The sequence below is a fragment of the Pseudarthrobacter sp. NPDC058196 genome (assembly GCF_042882685.1).
In the GTDB taxonomy this organism is placed as follows: Bacteria; Actinomycetota; Actinomycetes; order Actinomycetales; family Micrococcaceae; genus Arthrobacter.
Genome location: NZ_JBHVVN010000017.1, coordinates 73,924 through 92,379, shown reverse-complemented (window position 1 = coordinate 92,379; position 18,456 = coordinate 73,924). Strand labels below are relative to the sequence as shown.

Below are 18,456 nucleotides of genomic sequence, written 5' to 3'. Positions count from 1 at the left end.
CGCCGGAACGTTCCGGCGTCCCCGCAGCGTTCCAGCGGTGTCGGTGCTCACCCCAGGCCCCGCACGGCTGTGCAGCCGGGGTCAGGTGCCTTATCCGGCGTCGAAGCTCTCGTCGTCGTCATTCGGGGATTCCTCCTGGGGGAGGTCGTTTCCGCTGCCGTCCGGAAGGCCCGTGGCTTCCTGGCCGGATTCGGAGGAGACAGGCGCCGATCCTTGGGAATCGTCATTCGACTCATCGATTTCGGCGGCACTGGACGGGAGATCCATATCGTGCGGGACGGGTTCCTTGCCCGCTCCCTGCTGGGGTTCGTTGGTGTCTGCGCCGGCGGAAGACCCGGCGGCGGACTCCTGGCCCTGCGTGCCGGCCGCTTCCTGCTCGGCAGTGGGGGTGCCGTAGCCGCCCGGGGCCGTCTCGGGTTCAGCCTGCTGGTTTTCCTGCGTCATGCTTCCTCCTGTTGTCCCAACTGCGGGTAATAATCAGCAAACTTATCAAATCTGGGTGCAAGCGCAACGGGCCGCCTTGTTTCCAGGCGTGGGAGGAGTAGAAAGAAGACCTGGGCCCTGCGAGGAAGGAGGACCGGTGTCCGACGTGGAGGACTACACGGGCCGGACGGGACGGAATGAGACCCGCGAGGAGCAACTGGACCGCAACTGGGCGGAACTCCTGCAGGAACTTCGCGTGCTCCAGACCGGGGTGCAGATCCTGGCCGGCTTCTTGCTGACGCTGCCGTTCCAGCAGCGGTTTGAAACCCTTGATGACGTCGAGGTGGGCCTCTACCTCGCGAACGTCGTGGTGGCGGCCCTGACCACCGCCTTCATCCTCCTGCCGGTCAGCGTGCACCGGAGGCTTTTCCGGAAACGGCTGAAAGAAACCCTGGTGTCCAGCGCTGACACCATCACCAAAATCGCCCTTGGCGGCATCGCCCTGCTCAGCGCGGGAACGGCCGCCCTCGTCTTCGACGTCACGGCCGGCCGTTCGGCCGGAATTACCGCCGGTGGAGCCTTGCTGGGCGTCATGGTGGTGCTGCTGGTGTTCGTCCCGCTCCGACTCAACAAGCGGGCCTCGGGGAAGGCCTCCCCGCGCCCTCCCGGCAAGGAGCGGTAATGCGCGGGCGGACTAAAGGCGCCCCGCCCGGCTAGGCGCCTTCGAGCACCTGGCTTGTTGCCCAGGCGAGGTACTTTCCCGCATTGGCGACGGCGTCGTCCGGGCTCGCTGCGACGTCCAGCAACTGCGCCGCGGCCACCACGCCATGCCCGGCGAGGTCTTCGAGGGTCACCAGGATCCGGCCGGCCACCACGATTACCGGGATGCCGCGCTCCCGGGCTGCATCCGCGAGCGCAATCGGCGCTTTGCCGGTGAGCGACTGCGAGTCCATGGACCCCTCGCCCGTGATCACCAGGTCCGCGCTGTCCAGCTGGCCGGCCAAGCCGGTCAGGCCGGCCACCAGCGCGAAACCGCCCTCCAGCGTGGCGTCAGTGAAGGCAAGGAACGACGCCGGGAAGCCGCCGGCTGCGCCCGCTCCGGGGACGTTCACGTCCCGGCCTGTCACTTCCCGCAGTATGGACGCCCAGTTGCGCAGGCCGGCGTCGAGCAATTCCGCGGCCTCCGGGTCCGCACCCTTCTGGGGGCCGAAGACGTGGGCCGCGCCGGACGGGCCATACAGCGGGTTGCGGACGTCCACGGCGATCCGGAACGTGGTGGCGGCGAGCCTGGGGTCCAGCCCGGATGTGTCCAGGGATACGACGTCGGCCAGTGACCCGCCGCCCAGCGGCACCACATTCCCGGCAGCATCCAGGGGCTTCAATCCGAGGGCGCGCAGGGCTCCGCTCCCGGCGTCGGTCATTGCCGAACCGCCCAGGCCCAGCACGATCTCGGTGGCGCCGGCGTCCAGGGCGGCGGCGATGAGCTGGCCGCAGCCGTAACTGTGCGCGCGCAGGGCATTCGCGGGGGTCGGTTCCATGTCAGCCAGCCCGGACGCCTGTGCCGTTTCGATCACTGCCGTGACCTTGCCGCCGGCCGCTTTATGGATGGCCCACGCGGCGCCGACGGGGGCCAGGATCGGTCCCACCACGGCGTTGAGCCGCTCCTCGTACCCGGCCGCCACGGCGGCCTCCAGGGTGCCCTCCCCGCCGTCAGCGATGGGGAATTGGGTGGCCACGGCATCCGGATAGACCCGCAGTGCCCCTTCGGCGATGGCGGCGGCCGCTTCAGCCGCCGTGAGGGACCCCTTGAACTTGTCCGGAGCAATAAGAATGCGCATGCGCTCCATCTTGCCAGTTATCCCCGGGAAAGCGCTTGCCACTTCCGTAATACGGCGCGGTGGCGGAGTCAGGCGGGTCGGCGGAGTTCGGGCCCGCAGGGCCGGTCGGTGGCGCCGGCGCGCCCACGTGGTCCGGCGGCAATGCCGGGCCGGCCGTCGTCATCCGCGGACCTGACGGTCAGGCTCCTGGTGCCGGGAGCTACCGACGGGGACGGACCACCGCATAGTATCCGGGCACCCGGTCCTGTCCGGGGACGCCCGTCACCGGATTGGTTTCGATGGCAACGGGGCCGTCTTCCAAGAGATCCCAGTCCGACGGCGGGAACGCACGTTGGCGTTCTTCGGGGCCGAAATGCCCGGGCATCGGCAGCCCGCGGATGGCCAGTTCCAGCGGCGCGGGGATGCCGCGCGGGGAGGCGCCCAGGTGGGAGACGTACTCCACCGGGTTCCCGTGGAAATTGGTTTCCGCCATGAAGACGGTGCCGCGGTTGCCGGCAAGGGTCCGCAGGTTTTCCACAAGCGCCTTTTGGTGGGCGGGATCGAGGACGTGCAGGACTCCGCGGATGAAGACATTGGCACCATCACCACCCGCACGGATGGACTCGGCCAGGGCAGCGCCGGCGCCTGGCGCAGTCATATCGCGGGCTTCAAAGGCGGGGCCGGCGCCTCCTGCGGACTGCCGCCGCGCCATGTCCACCGCGTGCGGCGAAACATCCACGCCAACCACCCTTGGGAAGGCCCCGGCGAGCGCCCGGGTGAAGCTGCCGTGCCCGCAGCCGGTGTCCACCACCGGAAGGGCCGGGTCCAGGTAGCGCAGGAGGTTGTCCCTATAGCCGAGGAATTCGTGGTCGCTGCCCGAGTCCCACAGGACTTCGCCGCCCGGGCCGGTGGCGGTGATGCCGGCCCAGTACTGGTCCCACGCCTCGTGCCGGTCCTTCGGAGCGCTCCGCGACAACCTGACGAGCTTGGGGATCATCAGGTACTTCCGCCAGGCGGACGATGTCGGTCTTGGTGGGGATGGCACGGCTCAAATATATGTTCCCGCCCCCGCGGCCGGCGCACCTTCCGCCACATTACGGCGCGCCCCTGCCATGAACGCCCCGCTGGGGCGCGGCAAGGCGGTGGTGGCCCCCGGCACCCCGCATCCCCCTACAATGTACTCAACTGGGAGGGAAGGGAGCACTGTGACGGCTGTCCCGAGTGACGTGCGCCTGCCCCGCACCGCCGTCGTCGCCGATCCCGACGCCGGCCGCCGGGCCCTCAACGCACACGCCCTCCGGGAGGCCGGCTACACCGTCCTGGAAGCCGCAGACACCAATGCCCTGGCCCGGCTGCTTGACGCCGGCGAACCCTCCGTCATCATCGCCGATGCGCCGCTCTCAGCGGTCCGGACGACGGCCCCGGTCCTCGTGCTGGTGGACCTGGACGATCCCGCGGACATTGCGGCAGCCAACCCTGCCGGCATCCACGACTGCATCACCAAGCCGCCCGCACCCCAGGAACTGGTCCACCGCGCGTCGGTCCTTATCGAGCAGGTATCCCACCGCCGCGCCTCCCGGCAGGAGGCGGAGGGGCTTCGCGAGCAGTTGCGTGAAGTCTCCGCGGCAGTGCGCGCCACCAACGATCCCCAAGAGATTGCCAACCACGTCGTAGCGGGCTTCGGCCGGACCTTCAAGGCCGACTACGTTGTCCTGGCCACCTTCGAGGACCACAGAGTCCCCGTGATCACGGCCACCTGGCACCGGCGCGGGCTGGTGGCGCTGCCCTCCGAAGCGCTGCCCGGCGAGGACGAAGCCCGCGCTACGGCAGATGCACTCTGGGCAGGCACGGAAACATTGTCTACCGAAGGAAGCGAGGCCGACGCCGACGCCCCCGCCAGGCCAGCACCCGCCGTCGCCGGGGCCGCCTCCACCCTGGCAGTTCCCATCGGCGAAGGAAATTCGTCCCTCGGCATCATCTGGATCGCCATGATGGAGCGGCCCAGGACCTGGTCCAGCGCCGAACTGGGGCTGATCCAGCACGTGGCGGGCAACGCCGCGTACGGACTGATCCAGAGCCACCTGATCAACAGCCAGCAACAGGTGGTCAAGCAGCTGCGGGAACTCGACAAGGCAAAGACGGACTTCCTGGCCACCGTGAACCACGAGCTAAGGACACCGCTGACCTCGATCATGGCTTACCTGGACATGATCCAGGAGAGCACTGAGCACCCGGTATCCAAGGAAGTCCACCAGATGCTGGACATCGTGGTCCGCAACACCGAACGGCTGCGGACGCTCATCGAGGATATGCTCAGCGTCTCGCGCGGCGGCCTGGACGACACCATGATGCACCGGGCACCGGTGCGCCTGGGGCAGACCCTTGACCTGGTCGCCGCCGCGCTGCGGCCGCTGGCAACGCTGCAGAACGTCACCATCGACGTCGATCCCGTTCCCGAGGATCCGGAGATCCTTGCTGACGAGGTGCAACTCCAGCAGGTCTTTACCAACCTGGTGTCCAACGCCATCAAGTTCACCCCCAGCGGCGGACGGATCGAGGTGGGCAGCGAGTCCCACGCTGGCGCCGACGGCTCCAAATGGGCCACCGTCCGGATCGCCGATACCGGCATCGGCATATCCAGCGACGAGATCAACCATGTGTTCACCCGCTTCTACCGGGCCTCCAACGCCATGAGCGGGGCCATCCCGGGAACGGGCCTGGGCCTGGCCATCTCCAAGGACATCGTGGACCGCCACGGCGGCAGAATCGATGTGGCCTCCACCCTGGGCGCCGGGACCACAGTGACGGTCAGCCTTCCCCTTGGCACCGACCACGCCCAGGTCAATTAAGCGGGAAGGAGGACTGGCGATGTTTGCCGACGACGACCCCCGGCTTTCCCAGCTGCTGGAAGGCATTGTCCGGCTCGCTTCCGGCGACCTCACCTCCCGGATTGAGGTCTCCCCCGCCCGGGACGAACTCGACGCCATCATCATGGGCACCAACCTGCTGGCCGAGGACCTGCAGATCATCTACGAGGAACTCGAACAACGGGTCCAGGTCCGGACCCAACTGCTGCACGAGGCCCACCTGGAAATGCAGAAAATGGCGATGCAGGACCCCCTGACCGGCCTGGCAAACCGGTCCGCCCTCATCGAAGCCCTTCGGACCGCCCTGCTGGCCGTGGACGGAAGGAGCCTGGAACCGGCCGGGGAGTGCCCGGCGATCCTGCTGATGGACCTGGACTCGTTCAAGTCGATCAACGACAGCCTTGGACATACCGCCGGCGACCAGGTGCTGGTGACCGTGGGCGAACGGCTGCGGGGCGCGGTGCGCGTTTCCGACGTCGTGGCCCGCCTGGGCGGCGACGAATTCGCCATCGTGATGCCCTCGGCGTCGCCGGACCAGGCCGCCATCGTGGCACACCGCATCCTGGCGGCGCTCAGCGAACCCATCGAGCTCCCCGGCCGCAGCGTGCGCTGCGGTGCCAGCATCGGGCTCAGCCTGGGCAGCGAGGGCCAGAGCCCGGAGGACATGCTGATGGAGGCGGACGTCGCCATGTACGCCTCCAAGGCGGAGGGCCAGAACAAGCTGCACCGGTTCGAACCCGCGCTGCTGCTGATGCGGCGGCTCCGCAGCCAGCTGGTGGATGACCTGCGCGCCGCCATCAAGGAGGACGCGCTGACCCTCTACTACCAGCCGGTGGTGGAGCTCAACACAGGACGCGTCGAGGGCGTGGAGGCGCTGGTCCGCTGGAACCATCCCACCCGGGGCTTCATCATGCCGGACGAGTTCATTCCACTGGCGGAGGAAGCGGGGCTGATCTCCGAACTGGGCCTGTGGGTCCTCAGGACCGCTGTGTGGCAGCTGCGGGAATGGATCGATGCCTCGCTGGTGGACAGCGATTTCTCCGTGCGAATCAACATCTCCGCCACCGACCTCCAAAGCCTGCAGTTCATCGAAGACGTGCGCAATGTCCTGAAGGAAACCCGCGTCCGGCCCGAGCAGGTGGTCCTGGAACTGACGGAAGTGGCCATCGTCAAGGGCAATGAGCTGGACCGGTACTCGCTCGGCGGCCTGCGGGGCCTGGGCGTGGGCATTGAAATCGACGACTTTGGCACCGGCTACTCATCCATCAGCTACCTCCGCCGTTTGCCGGTGGACCGGGTCAAGGTTGACCGGTCGCTGATCACCGGCCTGGAGAGCGATCCCAGCCAGCCAGCCCTGGTGGCGGCAGTCCTCCAGTTGGTGCGTGCCTGCGGGCTGGAAGCTGTCTGGGAGGGCGTGGAAACGGCGGAGCAGGCGGAGATCCTTCGCGGCCTGGGCTGCCGAAGCGCCCAGGGCTACTACTTCGGCCGGCCGGTCCCACCCGACCAGATCCCCGCTTTATTGAAAGAGCGGGCGGAAAGCGCTAACCAGTAGTGCGCAAACTACTGCGCTTTCGTGGCCGCCGTTATACGATCAGCGTGCGGTGTCCGGTTTTTTCGTCGCCGCGGAATTTCAGGTCTCACAGCAGCACCGGACTCTAAAAGGCGTTTTTGAAATTGAACATTAATGGGCCAATGGGTCATTACTTCGTCAACTGGGGGCGTAGCTAATGTCGGTTCGTGTACAGGCATGGGGAATTATCGCCGCAGTACTGGCGGATGCGGATCCCGCGGGAGCCGCTGTCCGGCAGCGGCTGAGCAACAGCCTCGATGAGAATCCCGGCGTGCCCGAGCGGGCCTTGCTGGAATATCTCCTGGAGGCCCGGAGCAGCGACGCCAACACGTCGGAAACCATTGAATCCGTCCGGCAGCTGCGCCTGGCGCCGCCCGCACTGCCGCCGAAGCTGGCTGAGCAGCTGGACGCCATCCGCAGCGCGTCCCGAATCAGCGCCCTGCTGGAAAACCACATGCTGATGACCGCCTTCCAGCCCATCTACGGGCTGGAGGGAAAGACCGTCGTGGGCGCGGAGGCGCTCTCGCGCTTCGTCAGCGACGACGGCGCCACCGCGGAACTCTGGTTTGCCGAGGCAGAGGCCGTGGGCCTGGGCGCGAACCTTGAGTTCTCCGCCCTTGGCTCGGCCGCAGCTGCAGCCCGTGACCTGCCCGGGTCGCTGTACGTGTCCCTCAACATCTCCCCCACGTCCTGCATGGACCCGCGGCTGCCCGAACTGTTCGAGCACATCGAGCTCCCCATCGACCGCGTGGTGCTCGAATTGACCGAAGACATTCCGGAAGAGGAATACCTACAGTTCATCTCCGCACTCAATCCGCTGCGGGAAAAAGGCCTCCGGATCGCTGTGGACGACACCCACACCGGAGCCGGCGCCCTGAGCCGCATGATCCACCTGCGGCCGGACTTCCTCAAGGTCGGCCGCAATGTGATCGGCGACGTCGACAAGGACGGCGTCCAGCGCGCCCTCGCCGCCTGCCTGGTGGACTTCACGGACCAGATCGGCATCACCCTGGTGGCCGAGGGCATTGAAACGGTGGGCGAGCTTAAGGTCCTGACGGAGCTCGGCATCAGCGCCGGCCAGGGCTACCTGCTGGGCCGTCCCTCGGTGCGGCCTGAGGACTGGGCCAACTGGAACACCCGCCTGGACGTGGACGGCCTGGAGCGCCACCTGGCCAGCCCCGGCGAGTAGTCCCGCACGGAGCCTAGGGTTCCTGCGCCGGCCACTGGCCGCGTGCGGTGAGCACCTCGCGCAGCAGGTCCGCCCGGTCCGTGACGATGCCGTCCACTCCCAGCTGGAGGAGGCGGTGCATCTCAGCGGCGTCGTTGATGGTCCAGACATGCACCACCAAGCCAAGGTCGTGGGCGCGCCGGATGAAGCCCGGGGTGACCACCGGGACCCGTCCGTACCGCACGGGAACCTGCAGTGCCTGGATATCGCGGAGCGTCCGGCGCATGATCCGGCGGAAGGCCCGCCGCGGGAGGACAGGTCCCAGGAGCGTGAAGAGGGCGTTGGAGGCCACACCGGCGGAGGAGGCAACCGGCCGGCTGAGCAGCTTAAGGACCGCCCGTCGCCGTCGGTCCGAAAAACTGGTGACCAGCACCCGGTGGTGCACCTGGTGCCGCTCGATCGCGGCGGCGGTGCTCCGCACCGAACTCCAGTCCTTGACGTCGAGGTTCAGCCTGGCACCGGGCAGCCCGGTGACCAGCTCGTCGAACGTGGGAATGGGTTCACGGCCGCTGATCAGCGCCTTCGCCACCTCCGCTGCGGCAAGGTCCCCGACCCTGCCTTTGCCGTCGGTCACCCGGTCCAGGAATTCATCGTGGAACAGCAACAGCACGCCGTCTGCCGTGGTGTGCACATCCGTTTCGAGGTAACGGAAGCCTAGTTCGACGCCGGCGCGGAACGCGGCCATGGAGTTTTCCAGCCCGTCCACCGAGAAGCCGCGGTGGGCCATGGCGATGGGAAGCTGCCGTCCGGCGTCGTCGGGGTGTTGGAAGAAGGGCAGGGTCACCCTGCGAGCGTACCCGAGGCCCGCACCGTCAGTCCCGGCAGTCGGTCTCGCCGCAGGGCAGGATGTCCACGCCGTCGCCGCAGTGCAGCAGCATGCGCCCGCGGCCGCCATCCAGGTGGACCCAGACGGCGCTGTGGTCCGCGGTAATGGTGTCCACTACCCCGCTCGCTTGGAAGCCGGGCGAGAGCAGGACACGGACCCTGTCGCCCTGGCGCAACTGCTTCCAGTGCGGATCAGGCGTTGCCTTGCGCAGCGGCGCGTCTGCTGCGCGCTGTTTGACGCTTCGTGCCATCGGAACCCCCTGTGAGCCGGCCGGGGAGGGGCGTACCCTCCACCCTTGACGCTACCGATGAAAGGTAAACGCCAGGTGAGCGCCAGCTGGAAGTACGGGGCGGGAGTCAGGAAAACTGGACGCCCAGGGCTGCCAGCCTTGCCTCCAGGACCTGGGCCACGCCGTCGTCGTCAAAATGCGGTGCCTGCCGGCCCGCCGCCCTGATGGCCTCGGGGTGGCCGCTGGCCATCGCATAGCCGTGCCCGGCCCAGCGGAGCATTTCGATGTCGTTGGGCATGTCGCCGAAGGCCACCACGTCGGCGGCATCGATTCCCAGCGCGGCAGCATATTCAGCGAGGGTAACGGCCTTGTTCACGCCCGGGAGGGACAGTTCCAGCATGGCCACTCCGGGCGAGGAGTGGGTGGCGGCGGCCAGGTGTCCGACGGCGGGCCCCACTTCCGCGAGGAAGTCGTCCGGCGTGCCCTCCCGGACAATGGCCAGGAATTTGACCACGGAATCGTCCCCGGTGAGCGTTTCATGGAGCGGCGCCGGAGTGAACTCGGCGAGGAGTTCGCTGGATTCGTTTTCGATGAAGCCCGGCTCAAGGTGGAACCCGGTGAGCGTTTCGGCGGCGAACAGCGCGGCGGGCCGGATGTCCTTGATGATGTGGCGGATTTCCAGGACAGTAGCGGTCTCCAGCGCACGGGCGGATACCAGGCGGTCCGCTTCCAGGTCCCAGACGACGGCACCGTTGGAGCAGATCACCCGTCCGGCGTGGCCCAGCTGCTCCTCAAGCGGGTGAAGCCAGCGCGGAGGGCGCCCGGTGACGAAGACCAGTTCGACGCCGGCATCCCGGCAGGCGTGGAAGGCGCGTATGGTGCGCGGGCTGATTTTTCCGTCGTGCCCAAGGATCGTTCCGTCAATATCGCTTGCAACCAACCGCATCCTGCAAGTCTACGTTGGCCGCCGGGTCCCGTTGTCGGCCTTCGGCGCTACACTGAACTATCGAACATATTTTCGAATAAAGGTGTGTTGTGGGCGTTATTATTGGTCCCCGCGTGATAGACGCGGGCGCCTCCTTGTTCTCGGTGCTGATCTCGCCCGTGGCAGTGGCGGCGGGGTTTCCGTCGCCCGCACAGGACTACTTCGATGGCCGGATCGACCTGAACGCCCACTTGATCAAGGACATCACCAGCACGTTCGTGGTCCGGGTGACGGGGGACTCCATGGAAGGCGCGGGCATCAGCGACGGCGACGAGCTCATTGTGAACCGGGCCCTGGAGCCGCGGGACGGGTCCGTGGTGATCGCCGTCCTGGACGGAGAACTGACGGTCAAGCGCCTGCGCATCACCGGGAACGGCGTGGTGCTGCAAGCGGAAAACCCGCGGTATCCGGACATCCGGGTACCGGCCTTGTCCGAGCTGACCATCTGGGGCGTTGCCACCCGGTGCCTGCATCATGTGTGAGGAGCATCGTGGCTAGGCCGGCCCCCATGCGCAGGATGCCGCAGATCGCCCATGTGGACGTCAACTGTTTCTACGCTTCGGCGGAGCGCGCCTTCGATCCCTCCCTGGAAGGCCGGCCGCTGGTCGTCCTGTCCAACAATGACGGCTGCGCCGTTACCCGGTCCCCCGAGGCGAAAGCCTTGGGCATCTCCACCGGAGAACCGTGGTTCAAGCTCGCGCCGCGGGCCAAAGAATGGGGCCTGGTGGCCAAGTCCAGCAATTATGAGCTGTACGGGGACATCAGCGCCCGTGTCATGGAACTTCTCGGCCGCTACTCGGCGTGGCTGGAGGTCTACAGCATTGACGAGGCGTTCCTCGGCGTCAAGGGCGAACCGGACCAGTTGCGGGTCCTTGGCCGCGGGATCAAGGAGGCCGTGCTGCGCCATGTCGGGGTTCCGGTGTGCGTAGGGATAGCTCCCACCAAAACACTGGCCAAGCTGTGCAACAAGTGGGCCAAGAACAATCCCGCATTTGGCGGGGTATGCCTCTGGGATTCAGTGCCGCCGCCGGTGCGGGAGGGCTTGATGGACCGGTTGCCCGTGGACGAGATCTGGGGCGTCGCCGGGCGCCTGGCCAAGCGCCTGAATGCCATGGGGATTATCACCGTGCTGGACCTGATGCACGCCGACCCTGTGGTGATCAGGGACAAGTTTTCGGTGGTGCTGATGCGCACGGTCCTCGAACTGCGTGGCACTCCCTGCATTCCCATGGAGGAGGAGCGCGTTGGCCGCGACCAATTGATCTTTTCCCGCTCGTTCGCCACCCCGGTGACCACATCTGCCGGCTTGCGGGAGGTGCTGGGTATTTACAGCCAGCAGGCGAGCGCACGGCTGTCCAAGCACGGTCTCCAGGCGAAGGTGCTGACGGCGTTCGCAGCCACCTCGCCGTTCCGGAACCAGGAGCAGGCGTACCCTTCGGTGTGCGTCCGGCTTCCCATGCCCACCGCGGATCCGCTCCTGCTCACCAGGGCCGCACACGCGCTGCTGCCGAAAATCCGGGAAGGGCTCAAGTACGCGAAGGCAGGCCTGATGCTGACCGATCTTCGGCCCACCGGCAACCAGCCGCCGCTTGAGCCTTTCGAAAACCGGCACGAGGAACGCGGCATCGGGCCGCTGCTGGATGACGTCAGCCGCCGCTTTGGGCGGGGCTCCATCGGATTGGGGTACGCAGGCGTCAAGTCCGGCCTTGACTGGACCATGAAGCGCAATATGCGTTCACCCCGGTACACAACTCACTGGGACGAACTGCCGCTGGTGAAGGCCGCCTGACCCTTCGGGTCCCCGCCGGCGGCACCAGGGCCGGCGGCGGGGACCCGTGCGCCCATCAGGCGCGGGACCTGCCCCGGACAAAGTGGAAGATCAGGACTACCACGGCAACAACCAAAAGGATGTGGATGAGGCCGCCGCCAATATTGGCGAGGAGTCCGAGGAGCCAGAGAACGGCGATGATAATAGCGATCCAAAGCAACATGAATTTCTCCTGCATTGTTATTCGTTGGAACTGCTGCACGTGCAGTACGGCGCCTTGGCCGGGCCTACTGCAAGGAATACACCCCTACCTCCCACTCCAGGCCCCCATGCCGCTTCCGTTCATCAGCCCGGCCGTTAAATCATCGTGGTGACCCGCTGAATCCCCACACCGAAATTGCGTGGTGAACCCCAGACTATTTCAGGATGCCGCTGCTGGAAATGGCAGAGCATCAAAAAATAAACGTGTCCCCTTTGCGCGGGATTTCGCGCTGGAATGCAGTATCCCAGCAGTTCTCCCGGAACCCGCCGGGCCGGGGCAGGATCAGGCGCTGGTGAACCGGGCAGTTGCCCCGCCGGCGAGGGCGCCGTTGGGCAGCCGGCGGTCCATGAGCACCATCAGGAGGTGGTGGGCGGCGCCGCGGAGGGGTTCGCCGTCTCCGAAGGCCCAGTCCAGATCGGTGGCTTCGAGCCGGACGCCGGCCAGGTCAAGCCGGAAATGCTTCCGGCTGAGCGGGCTGGTCGCATGGTCGAGGACCGTGAGGAGGCTTGCGTCGCTGACCGGGTGTTTGAGGCCGAGCGGGATGGTGATGTCCAGTCCATGGACGATGTCGTGGGTAAGGGCTCCCTGGAGGCCGCCGCCGGGTGGTTTCCACAGCGTGTCCTCGTTCGCGCGCCAGCGGTGAAGCAACGTGCTGACCGGTTCCTGGGCGTAGTGGCGCGCGACCCGATCCGCCATGCGGGCGAAGTTGCCGCGGGAGCGCAGCAATTCGCCGATGAACCGCGGGGTGGAGAAGCGCAGGGGCATGGCCATGTGCGCGACGACCTCCCGCACGCGCCAGCCGGCGCAGAGCGAGGGGGTGTCCCACGCCTGCCGGGGCAGCGCTTCCAGGATCTTGGTGAAGGCCCGCCGCTCGGCCGCGATGTTCGCCATGGGGTGGCTGCCCGCACTCATCGGTGGGCTCCGGCGCGCTGGGCCAGGTAGGTCTCGAAGCGGTCCAGGGAGGTGAGGAATCCGGCTTGGGCGGCGGGGTCCAGCATTGGCGCCGGAACGTTGGTTTGTTCAATGTCGACTTGGGTCCGGCGCGTTCCGAGCTCGGTGAAGGTGATGGTCACGGTCATCCCCGAATGATCCTCAATCCACGACAGCCGTTCCGGCGGGTTCACCTCAAGGTACCTTGCGCTGGTCGGATAGGTGCTGCCATCGCCATCGTTGACCATGACGGTGGTGAAGGCACCCCCGGCCCGGGCATCCACGGTGATTGTGTCCAAGGGAGTGCTGACGCCCTTAGGACCCCAGAAGTTGGTCAGGTGCTCGGGCTCGACCATGCAACTGAAGACCAGCTGCCGTGGCGCCTCGAAAATGCGGGTGAAGCGGAGGGTGTTCTCATTCATGGCGGTCTCCATTCGGGGGTTCCTGCAGGATGCGGAGGTGTTGGTCGAGCTTGTCGAAGCGCTCGGACCAGAGGCGCCGGTTCTCCTCGATCCAACCGGCAGCGACATCGAGGGCCTGCAGCTCCAGGTGGCACGGGCGGAACTGGGCTTTCCGGCCTCGACTGATCAATCCCGATCTTTCGAGAACCTTCAGGTGCTTGGAGATGCCCGGGAGGCTCAGCTTGAACGGTTCCGCCAGTTCATTAACGGTTGCGTCGCCGGCGGCGAGCCGAACCACGATCGCCCGGCGCGTCGGGTCGGAAAGCGCGCTGAACATCGCGTCGAGCCGCTGGTCTTCCACCACTGTCATGAGGGCCTCCGGAACTTCTTCATACCCGTTATTTTACTGATTGGCTAATTAACCGTCAAGCAAAATACACCGTTAATTGCCACCATTTCGGGGCTGGCGCGCACTCCCGAAAAAGACGCTTCACGACGTTTCTTGACGCTCCGCGACGCCGCGTTGCGCGTTCGCGTCGCCGGGTGAACCAGTGCGACACAAACGATTGTGGCCCCGGTGGGCGCTCCGTAACCTCGTCTCAGCATCCGCCCCAGCAAAGGAATCCCCATGACCAACCCGCAGGACAATGGTCCTCAGAACCAGCAGAATTCCACGCGCATCGTGGCCGGCCAGTCAGCCAAACCCAAGCGCCCCCTGGGCCTGAAAATCGGCATCGCCGCCGCAATCCTGGCCCTGGTTGGCGGTGGCGCCGCCGTCGCCGCCGCCGTCAACGGTGGCGCCCCGGCGGCAACCCAGGAGGGCGCCCCGGCCGGCAATCCGGCAGCCGAGCTGAAGCTGGGCTACTTCGGGAACGTCACGCACGCCCCGGCGCTGGTGGGCGTCAGCAAAGGCTTTATCGCCGGGGAACTGGGCAGCACCAAGCTCAGCACCCAGGTTTTCAATGCCGGTCCGGCCGCCATTGAAGCCCTGAACGCGGGCGCCATCGACGCCACGTACATCGGCCCCAACCCGGCCATCAACTCGTTCGTGAAGAGCCAGGGCCAATCGGTGAGCATCATCGCCGGAGCTGCCGCCGGCGGGGCGCAGCTTGTGGTCAAGCCGGAGATCAATTCCGCCGCAGACCTCAAGGGCAAGACCCTCGCATCGCCCCAACTGGGCGGCACCCAGGACGTCGCCCTTCGGGCCTGGCTCTCATCGCAGGGCTACAAAACGAATGTGGACGGCAGTGGCGACGTCGCCATCAACCCCACCGAGAACGCCCAGACCCTCAAACTGTTCCAGGACGGAAAGCTCGACGGCGCGTGGCTGCCCGAGCCGTGGGCCTCCCGCCTGGTGCTGAACGCCGGCGCCAAGGTGCTGGTGGATGAAAAAGACCTCTGGGACGGCTCCCTCTCGGGCAAGCCGGGCGAGTTCCCCACCACCATCCTGATCGTCAACCAGAAGTTCGCGGCGGACCACCCGGACACCGTCAAGGCGCTGCTTAAGGGCCACGTGAAATCGGTTGAGTGGCTGAACAATGCCTCTGCCACAGACAAGGCCACAGTGATCAATTCCGCCCTGAAGGAAGCCGCCGGCGCGGAGCTGAAAGCAGACGTCATTGACCGGTCCCTGAAGAACATCGTCTTCACCGTGGACCCGCTAGCCGGAACCTACCAGAAGCTCCTTGCCGACGGCGTGACCGCCGGCACCACAAAGCAGGCCGATATCAACGGTATCTTCGACCTGCGGGCGCTCAACAGCGTGTCCGGCGATAAGACCTCGGCGGCGGGGCTCGGCAAGGAATAGCACCTCCCCACGCCCGCTCACTTATTACCCTCTACCGGCCAACGCCCGCTCACTTTCTTTAGAAAAGTGAGCGGGCGTTGGCGTTTTGGGAGCAACAAGTGAGCGGGCGTTGGCGTTTTGGGAGCAACAAGTGAGCGGGCGTTGCCGGGGGTTGGAGTATCAGCGTGGCGGATATCTGATATCGAAAACCTGCCATTCCCCGAATATATGAAGTGCCTCACAGTGGTAACAGGACCTGCACCAAACCGCAGCCGGTAAACCCAGAAGGACTTCAACGTGGAAACTCCCCTCTCCCATCTTGCCCACCTCGAAATCACCAGCCCGGACGTCGAAGCGTCCGCACGGTTCTACGAGGAAAAGTTCGGCATGCGCATCGTCGACCGCGTGGACGGCAACGTCTACCTCCGCTGCTGGGGCGACTACTACCGCTACAGCCTGGTGGTCACCGAAGGACCGGAAGCATCGCTGGGCCGGATGGCCTGGCGCACCAACTCGCAGGCCGCCCTCGAAGCAGCAGCCCAGCGCATCGAAGCGACCGGAGTGCAGGGCACCTGGACCGCAGGCGGCCCCGGATACGGCAAGGCCTACGAATTCACCGGCCCCTACGGCCACCACATGCGCCTCTTCTACGACGTGGAAAAGTTCGTCGCCGAGCCCGGCTTCGAATCCACCTACCCGGACCGCCCGGAGCGCCGCAGCAGCCACGCCGCAGCACCGCGCTTCCTGGACCACGTCACCGTCGCAGCCTCCGACGTCCGCGGCTTCGCCAAGTGGTACGGCGACGCCCTGGGCTTCCGCGTGATGGCCTTCGTGGACCTCGACGAAGCCCCCATCACCGTCTTTTCGGTCCTCACTACCAACGAAAAATCCCACGACCTGGGCGTCGTCAAGGACACGTCCCAGCGTGCCGGCCGCGTCAACCACATCGCCTTCTGGGTGGACACCACAGAGGACCTGCTCCGCACCGCGGACGTCATGATGGAGAACGGCACCCCCATGGAATACGGTCCCTCCATCCACGGCGTAGGCGAGCAGAACTTCCTGTACTTACGCGAACCGTCCGGCCTGCGCGTGGAGCTGAACTCCGGCGGCTACCGCAACTACGTCCCGGACTGGGAGGCCAACACCTGGAAGCCGTCGGAGGGCTCCAACAACTTCTACAAGAACGGCGCCATGCCGCACTCCATGACCGAGTCGTTCCCGCCGGCCGAAGGCTTCACCGCCACCGAGGAAGGGGCGTCGCCGGAGATGAAGGAAGCGCTCCTGAACCCGTACGCCAAGCAGGGACGGGGCTAACGGCGCCATGGCCGACGCACCTTACGCACTCATCCGGTTCCAGGAGCCTGGCGGCGGCAAGGCCCGCGCGGGCCTGCTGGTTGACCACAGGGTCCTGCCCCTGGACGGGGACATCAATTCGCTGATCGAGCACTGGGACACCACGGAAGGCCAACTGGATGCCCTGGCTGCCTCTGCGGGCAAGGACACCGGCCTGGCGCCGGCCGACGTCGAGGTCCTGGCTCCCGTGGAGCCGGCCCAGATCCTGCAGACGGGCGCCAACTACCGCAAGCACGTGATCGACCTGGCCGTGGCGCACCGCGAGCCGGGCGAAGACGCGGAGGAGGTGCGCGCCAAGACGGCAGCGATGATGGACAAGCGCGCGGGCCAGGGCACGCCGTACTTCTTTATCGGGCTTCCGACGGCGGTGGCGTCCGCTACGGACGATCTCACCCTGCCCGCCTACAGCAAGTCGCACGACTGGGAGCTTGAACTGGCCGCGGTGATCGGGAAGACGGCGTTCCGGGTCACCCCGGAGGAAGCCCTGGAGCACGTCTTCGGGTACACCATGGTCAATGACATCACCACCCGCGAGTACGTTTTCCGCAAAGACATGCCCGCCATCGGCTCGGACTGGTACCGCGCCAAGAACGCCCCCGGCTTCCTGCCCACGGGCCCCCTGCTGGTGCCAGCCAAGTACTTCGGCGACCCGCAGGGCGTCCAGGTGACCCTGAAGCTCAACGGCAAGGCCATGCAGGACGAGTCCACCTCGGACATGATCTTCGGCGTTGCCAAACTGGTCAGCGAAGCCTCCCAGATCATGCCGCTGCGCCCCGGCGACCTGGTCCTCACCGGAAGCCCGGCCGGCAACGGCCAGCACTGGGGACGGCTCCTCCAGGACGGCGACGTCATGGAAGGCACCATCACGGGACTCGGCACCCAGCGCATCCTCTGCAAGGACGAACCCACCACCGAAAGCAACAGGCAGTGACCACCCAGGACACAGCACCAGCCACCGGAGCCGGGGAATCCATTGATTCCCCGGCTATCCGGCGTGAAGATCCGCTCGGCAGCATCCGCACCATGGCCCGGGAACACAACAACTGGGGCCGTTGGGGCCAGGACGACGTCCTGGGCACCCTGAACTTCATCGATGCCGCCAAGCGGATCGAAGCCGCGACGCTGGTCAGGACCGGTGAGGCGTTCTCGCTCTCCCAACCGTTCGATACCAACGGCCCGCAAAAAGGCTGGCGCCGCCGCACCAACCCGGTCCACACCATGACAGACACCGGCGTCGACGCCGAACGCGGCAACCAGGGCTTCCCCCACGGCTTCGGCGGCGCGGACGACGTGATTGCCATGCCCCTGCAATGCTCCACGCAGTGGGACGGCCTGGGCCACATCTTCGACCAGGGCAAGGCCTGGAACGGCCGGGCAGCCGGCGACGTCGTCACCTCCGAAGGCGATCTGGTCACCGGCATCGAAACCGCTGCGGCGAAGATCGTCACCCGCGGCGTGCTCCTCGACGTCGCCCGCGCGCTTGGTCCCGAACTGGGACGGAACGACGGCGAGCTGCCGGACGGGTTCGCCATCACCCCCGAACACCTCGAGCGGACCATCGAACTCCAGGGGCCCAGCTCCGAGGTTCGGCGCGGCGACATCGTGGTGATCCGCACCGGGCAATACACCCGGGTGAGCCGCGATGGCTGGGGCGACTACGCCGGCGGCCCCGCACCCGGACTGTCCTTTACCACCGCGCCGTGGCTGCACCGCAGTGAGATCGCCGGCATCGCCACCGACACCTGGGGTTTCGAGGTCCGGCCCAACGAGTTCGACGGCGCCTTCCAGCCCCTCCACCAGATCGCCATCCCCAACCTGGGCCTGTTCCTCGGCGAGATGTGGGACCCGGACGCTCTGGCCGAGGCGTGCGCGGCGGACGGCAGGTACGACTTCCTGTTGACGGCCGCTCCCCTCCCCATCACCGGGGCCGTCGGATCACCGGTCAACCCGATCGCCGTCCGGTAGCTTTCAGTACAACAAACCACCAGCAGTAACGCCGTCAATACAA

At 66.6% G+C, this 18,456-nt stretch carries 20 protein-coding genes; 10 read left to right on the top strand and 10 right to left on the bottom strand.

Annotated elements, in window-relative coordinates; all coding sequences use genetic code 11:
• Positions 1–90 precede the first annotated feature (90 nt).
• Positions 91–444 carry a hypothetical protein gene (locus ACFVVC_RS20550; protein ID WP_387457658.1) on the bottom strand — a complete coding sequence of 118 codons (354 nt, stop codon included), beginning with the start codon at positions 442–444 and terminating at the stop codon, positions 91–93.
• A 136-nt stretch (positions 445–580) separates the two neighbouring features.
• Between ACFVVC_RS20550 and ACFVVC_RS20545 the strand changes: the two genes are divergently transcribed.
• A complete protein-coding gene (locus ACFVVC_RS20545; RefSeq protein ID WP_387457655.1) occupies positions 581–1,105 on the top strand; it encodes a DUF6328 family protein in 525 nt (174 codons plus the stop codon).
• A gap of 31 nt (positions 1,106–1,136) precedes the next feature.
• Here ACFVVC_RS20545 and ACFVVC_RS20540 read toward each other — a convergent pair whose 3' ends face one another.
• Positions 1,137–2,261 (bottom strand): glycerate kinase, encoded by a 1,125-nt coding sequence (locus ACFVVC_RS20540; protein WP_387457652.1) that lies wholly within the window; start codon positions 2,259–2,261, stop codon positions 1,137–1,139.
• A gap of 199 nt (positions 2,262–2,460) precedes the next feature.
• Positions 2,461–3,237, bottom strand: a complete 777-nt coding sequence (locus ACFVVC_RS20535) for a class I SAM-dependent methyltransferase (protein WP_387457673.1) — start codon at positions 3,235–3,237, stop codon at positions 2,461–2,463.
• A 208-nt stretch (positions 3,238–3,445) separates the two neighbouring features.
• On the opposite strand from ACFVVC_RS20535, the gene ACFVVC_RS20530 reads away from it, so the two are divergent.
• From ACFVVC_RS20530 to ACFVVC_RS20520, 3 genes are all read left to right on the top strand, one after another.
• Entirely contained in the window at positions 3,446–5,089 is a 1,644-nt protein-coding gene (locus tag ACFVVC_RS20530) for an ATP-binding protein (protein WP_387457649.1), read from the top strand.
• Between the two features lie 19 nt (positions 5,090–5,108).
• The gene (locus ACFVVC_RS20525; protein WP_387457646.1) at positions 5,109–6,659 is read left to right on the top strand and encodes a putative bifunctional diguanylate cyclase/phosphodiesterase; all 1,551 of its coding nucleotides are present in this window, start codon (positions 5,109–5,111) and stop codon (positions 6,657–6,659) included.
• A 175-nt stretch (positions 6,660–6,834) separates the two neighbouring features.
• The gene (locus tag ACFVVC_RS20520; protein WP_387457643.1) at positions 6,835–7,866 is read left to right on the top strand and encodes an EAL domain-containing protein; all 1,032 of its coding nucleotides are present in this window, start codon (positions 6,835–6,837) and stop codon (positions 7,864–7,866) included.
• A gap of 13 nt (positions 7,867–7,879) precedes the next feature.
• Here ACFVVC_RS20520 and ACFVVC_RS20515 read toward each other — a convergent pair whose 3' ends face one another.
• The 3 genes from ACFVVC_RS20515 to ACFVVC_RS20505 form a co-directional block, all read right to left on the bottom strand.
• Positions 7,880–8,689 carry a glycerophosphodiester phosphodiesterase gene (locus ACFVVC_RS20515; RefSeq protein WP_387457640.1) on the bottom strand — a complete coding sequence of 270 codons (810 nt, stop codon included), beginning with the start codon at positions 8,687–8,689 and terminating at the stop codon, positions 7,880–7,882.
• Between the two features lie 28 nt (positions 8,690–8,717).
• Entirely contained in the window at positions 8,718–8,981 is a 264-nt protein-coding gene (locus ACFVVC_RS20510) for a hypothetical protein (RefSeq protein ID WP_387457638.1), read from the bottom strand.
• Positions 8,982–9,087: 106 nt separating this feature from the next.
• The gene (locus ACFVVC_RS20505; protein WP_387457635.1) at positions 9,088–9,906 is read right to left on the bottom strand and encodes an HAD family hydrolase; all 819 of its coding nucleotides are present in this window, start codon (positions 9,904–9,906) and stop codon (positions 9,088–9,090) included.
• A gap of 89 nt (positions 9,907–9,995) precedes the next feature.
• Between ACFVVC_RS20505 and ACFVVC_RS20500 the strand changes: the two genes are divergently transcribed.
• On the top strand, positions 9,996–10,427 hold the full coding sequence (locus tag ACFVVC_RS20500; protein WP_387457632.1) for a LexA family protein: 432 nt from the start codon (positions 9,996–9,998) through the stop codon (positions 10,425–10,427).
• Between the two features lie 26 nt (positions 10,428–10,453).
• Positions 10,454–11,734: a Y-family DNA polymerase gene (locus tag ACFVVC_RS20495; protein ID WP_387457670.1), complete on the top strand. Its 1,281-nt coding sequence runs from the start codon at positions 10,454–10,456 to the stop codon at positions 11,732–11,734.
• Between the two features lie 55 nt (positions 11,735–11,789).
• Here the strand turns inward: ACFVVC_RS20495 and ACFVVC_RS20490 are convergent, their stop codons facing one another.
• The 4 genes from ACFVVC_RS20490 to ACFVVC_RS20475 form a co-directional block, all read right to left on the bottom strand.
• Positions 11,790–11,936 (bottom strand): lmo0937 family membrane protein, encoded by a 147-nt coding sequence (locus ACFVVC_RS20490; protein WP_109044233.1) that lies wholly within the window; start codon positions 11,934–11,936, stop codon positions 11,790–11,792.
• 321 nt (positions 11,937–12,257) lie between these two features.
• On the bottom strand, positions 12,258–12,887 hold the full coding sequence (locus ACFVVC_RS20485) for a maleylpyruvate isomerase family mycothiol-dependent enzyme (RefSeq protein WP_387457628.1): 630 nt from the start codon (positions 12,885–12,887) through the stop codon (positions 12,258–12,260).
• The gene (locus tag ACFVVC_RS20480; RefSeq protein WP_387457625.1) at positions 12,884–13,327 is read right to left on the bottom strand and encodes an SRPBCC domain-containing protein; all 444 of its coding nucleotides are present in this window, start codon (positions 13,325–13,327) and stop codon (positions 12,884–12,886) included. Before ACFVVC_RS20480 ends, ACFVVC_RS20485 begins: the two co-directional genes overlap by 4 nt.
• Positions 13,320–13,676, bottom strand: a complete 357-nt coding sequence (locus tag ACFVVC_RS20475) for an ArsR/SmtB family transcription factor (protein WP_387457622.1) — start codon at positions 13,674–13,676, stop codon at positions 13,320–13,322. The genes ACFVVC_RS20480 and ACFVVC_RS20475 overlap by 8 nt, the downstream gene beginning before the upstream one ends.
• Positions 13,677–13,934: 258 nt before the next feature.
• Here ACFVVC_RS20475 and ACFVVC_RS20470 point away from each other — a divergent pair, with 258 nt between their 5' ends.
• The 4 genes from ACFVVC_RS20470 (at position 13,935) to ACFVVC_RS20455 (ending at position 18,413) form a co-directional block, all read left to right on the top strand.
• Positions 13,935–15,113, top strand: a complete 1,179-nt coding sequence (locus ACFVVC_RS20470; RefSeq protein ID WP_387457619.1) for an ABC transporter substrate-binding protein — start codon at positions 13,935–13,937, stop codon at positions 15,111–15,113.
• Between the two features lie 276 nt (positions 15,114–15,389).
• Complete coding sequence (locus tag ACFVVC_RS20465) at positions 15,390–16,409, top strand: VOC family protein (protein WP_387457615.1); 1,020 nt, start codon at positions 15,390–15,392, stop codon at positions 16,407–16,409.
• Between the two features lie 7 nt (positions 16,410–16,416).
• A complete protein-coding gene (locus ACFVVC_RS20460; RefSeq protein WP_387457612.1) occupies positions 16,417–17,379 on the top strand; it encodes a fumarylacetoacetate hydrolase family protein in 963 nt (320 codons plus the stop codon).
• Positions 17,376–18,413, top strand: coding sequence for a cyclase family protein (locus ACFVVC_RS20455; RefSeq protein ID WP_387457609.1), 1,038 nt, complete (start codon positions 17,376–17,378; stop codon positions 18,411–18,413). The genes ACFVVC_RS20460 and ACFVVC_RS20455 overlap by 4 nt, the downstream gene beginning before the upstream one ends.
• The last annotated feature ends 43 nt before the right edge of the window (positions 18,414–18,456 follow it).

Excerpts from the sequence above, each read along its gene's own strand:
- ACFVVC_RS20550 (WP_387457658.1), bottom strand. The coding sequence starts at position 444 with ATGACGCAGGAAAACCAGCAGGCTGAACCCGAGACGGCCCCGGGCGGC.
- ACFVVC_RS20540 (WP_387457652.1), bottom strand. The coding sequence starts at position 2,261 with ATGCGCATTCTTATTGCTCCGGACAAGTTCAAGGGGTCCCTCACGGCG.
- ACFVVC_RS20535 (WP_387457673.1), bottom strand. The coding sequence starts at position 3,237 with ATGATCCCCAAGCTCGTCAGGTTGTCGCGGAGCGCTCCGAAGGACCGG.
- ACFVVC_RS20525 (WP_387457646.1), top strand. The coding sequence starts at position 5,109 with ATGTTTGCCGACGACGACCCCCGGCTTTCCCAGCTGCTGGAAGGCATT.
- ACFVVC_RS20520 (WP_387457643.1), top strand. The coding sequence starts at position 6,835 with ATGTCGGTTCGTGTACAGGCATGGGGAATTATCGCCGCAGTACTGGCG.
- ACFVVC_RS20510 (WP_387457638.1), bottom strand. The coding sequence starts at position 8,981 with ATGGCACGAAGCGTCAAACAGCGCGCAGCAGACGCGCCGCTGCGCAAG.
- ACFVVC_RS20505 (WP_387457635.1), bottom strand. The coding sequence starts at position 9,906 with ATGCGGTTGGTTGCAAGCGATATTGACGGAACGATCCTTGGGCACGAC.
- ACFVVC_RS20495 (WP_387457670.1), top strand. The coding sequence starts at position 10,454 with ATGCGCAGGATGCCGCAGATCGCCCATGTGGACGTCAACTGTTTCTAC.
- ACFVVC_RS20490 (WP_109044233.1), bottom strand. The coding sequence starts at position 11,936 with ATGTTGCTTTGGATCGCTATTATCATCGCCGTTCTCTGGCTCCTCGGA.
- ACFVVC_RS20485 (WP_387457628.1), bottom strand. The coding sequence starts at position 12,887 with ATGAGTGCGGGCAGCCACCCCATGGCGAACATCGCGGCCGAGCGGCGG.
- ACFVVC_RS20480 (WP_387457625.1), bottom strand. The coding sequence starts at position 13,327 with ATGAATGAGAACACCCTCCGCTTCACCCGCATTTTCGAGGCGCCACGG.
- ACFVVC_RS20475 (WP_387457622.1), bottom strand. The coding sequence starts at position 13,676 with ATGACAGTGGTGGAAGACCAGCGGCTCGACGCGATGTTCAGCGCGCTT.
- ACFVVC_RS20470 (WP_387457619.1), top strand. The coding sequence starts at position 13,935 with ATGACCAACCCGCAGGACAATGGTCCTCAGAACCAGCAGAATTCCACG.
- ACFVVC_RS20460 (WP_387457612.1), top strand. The coding sequence starts at position 16,417 with ATGGCCGACGCACCTTACGCACTCATCCGGTTCCAGGAGCCTGGCGGC.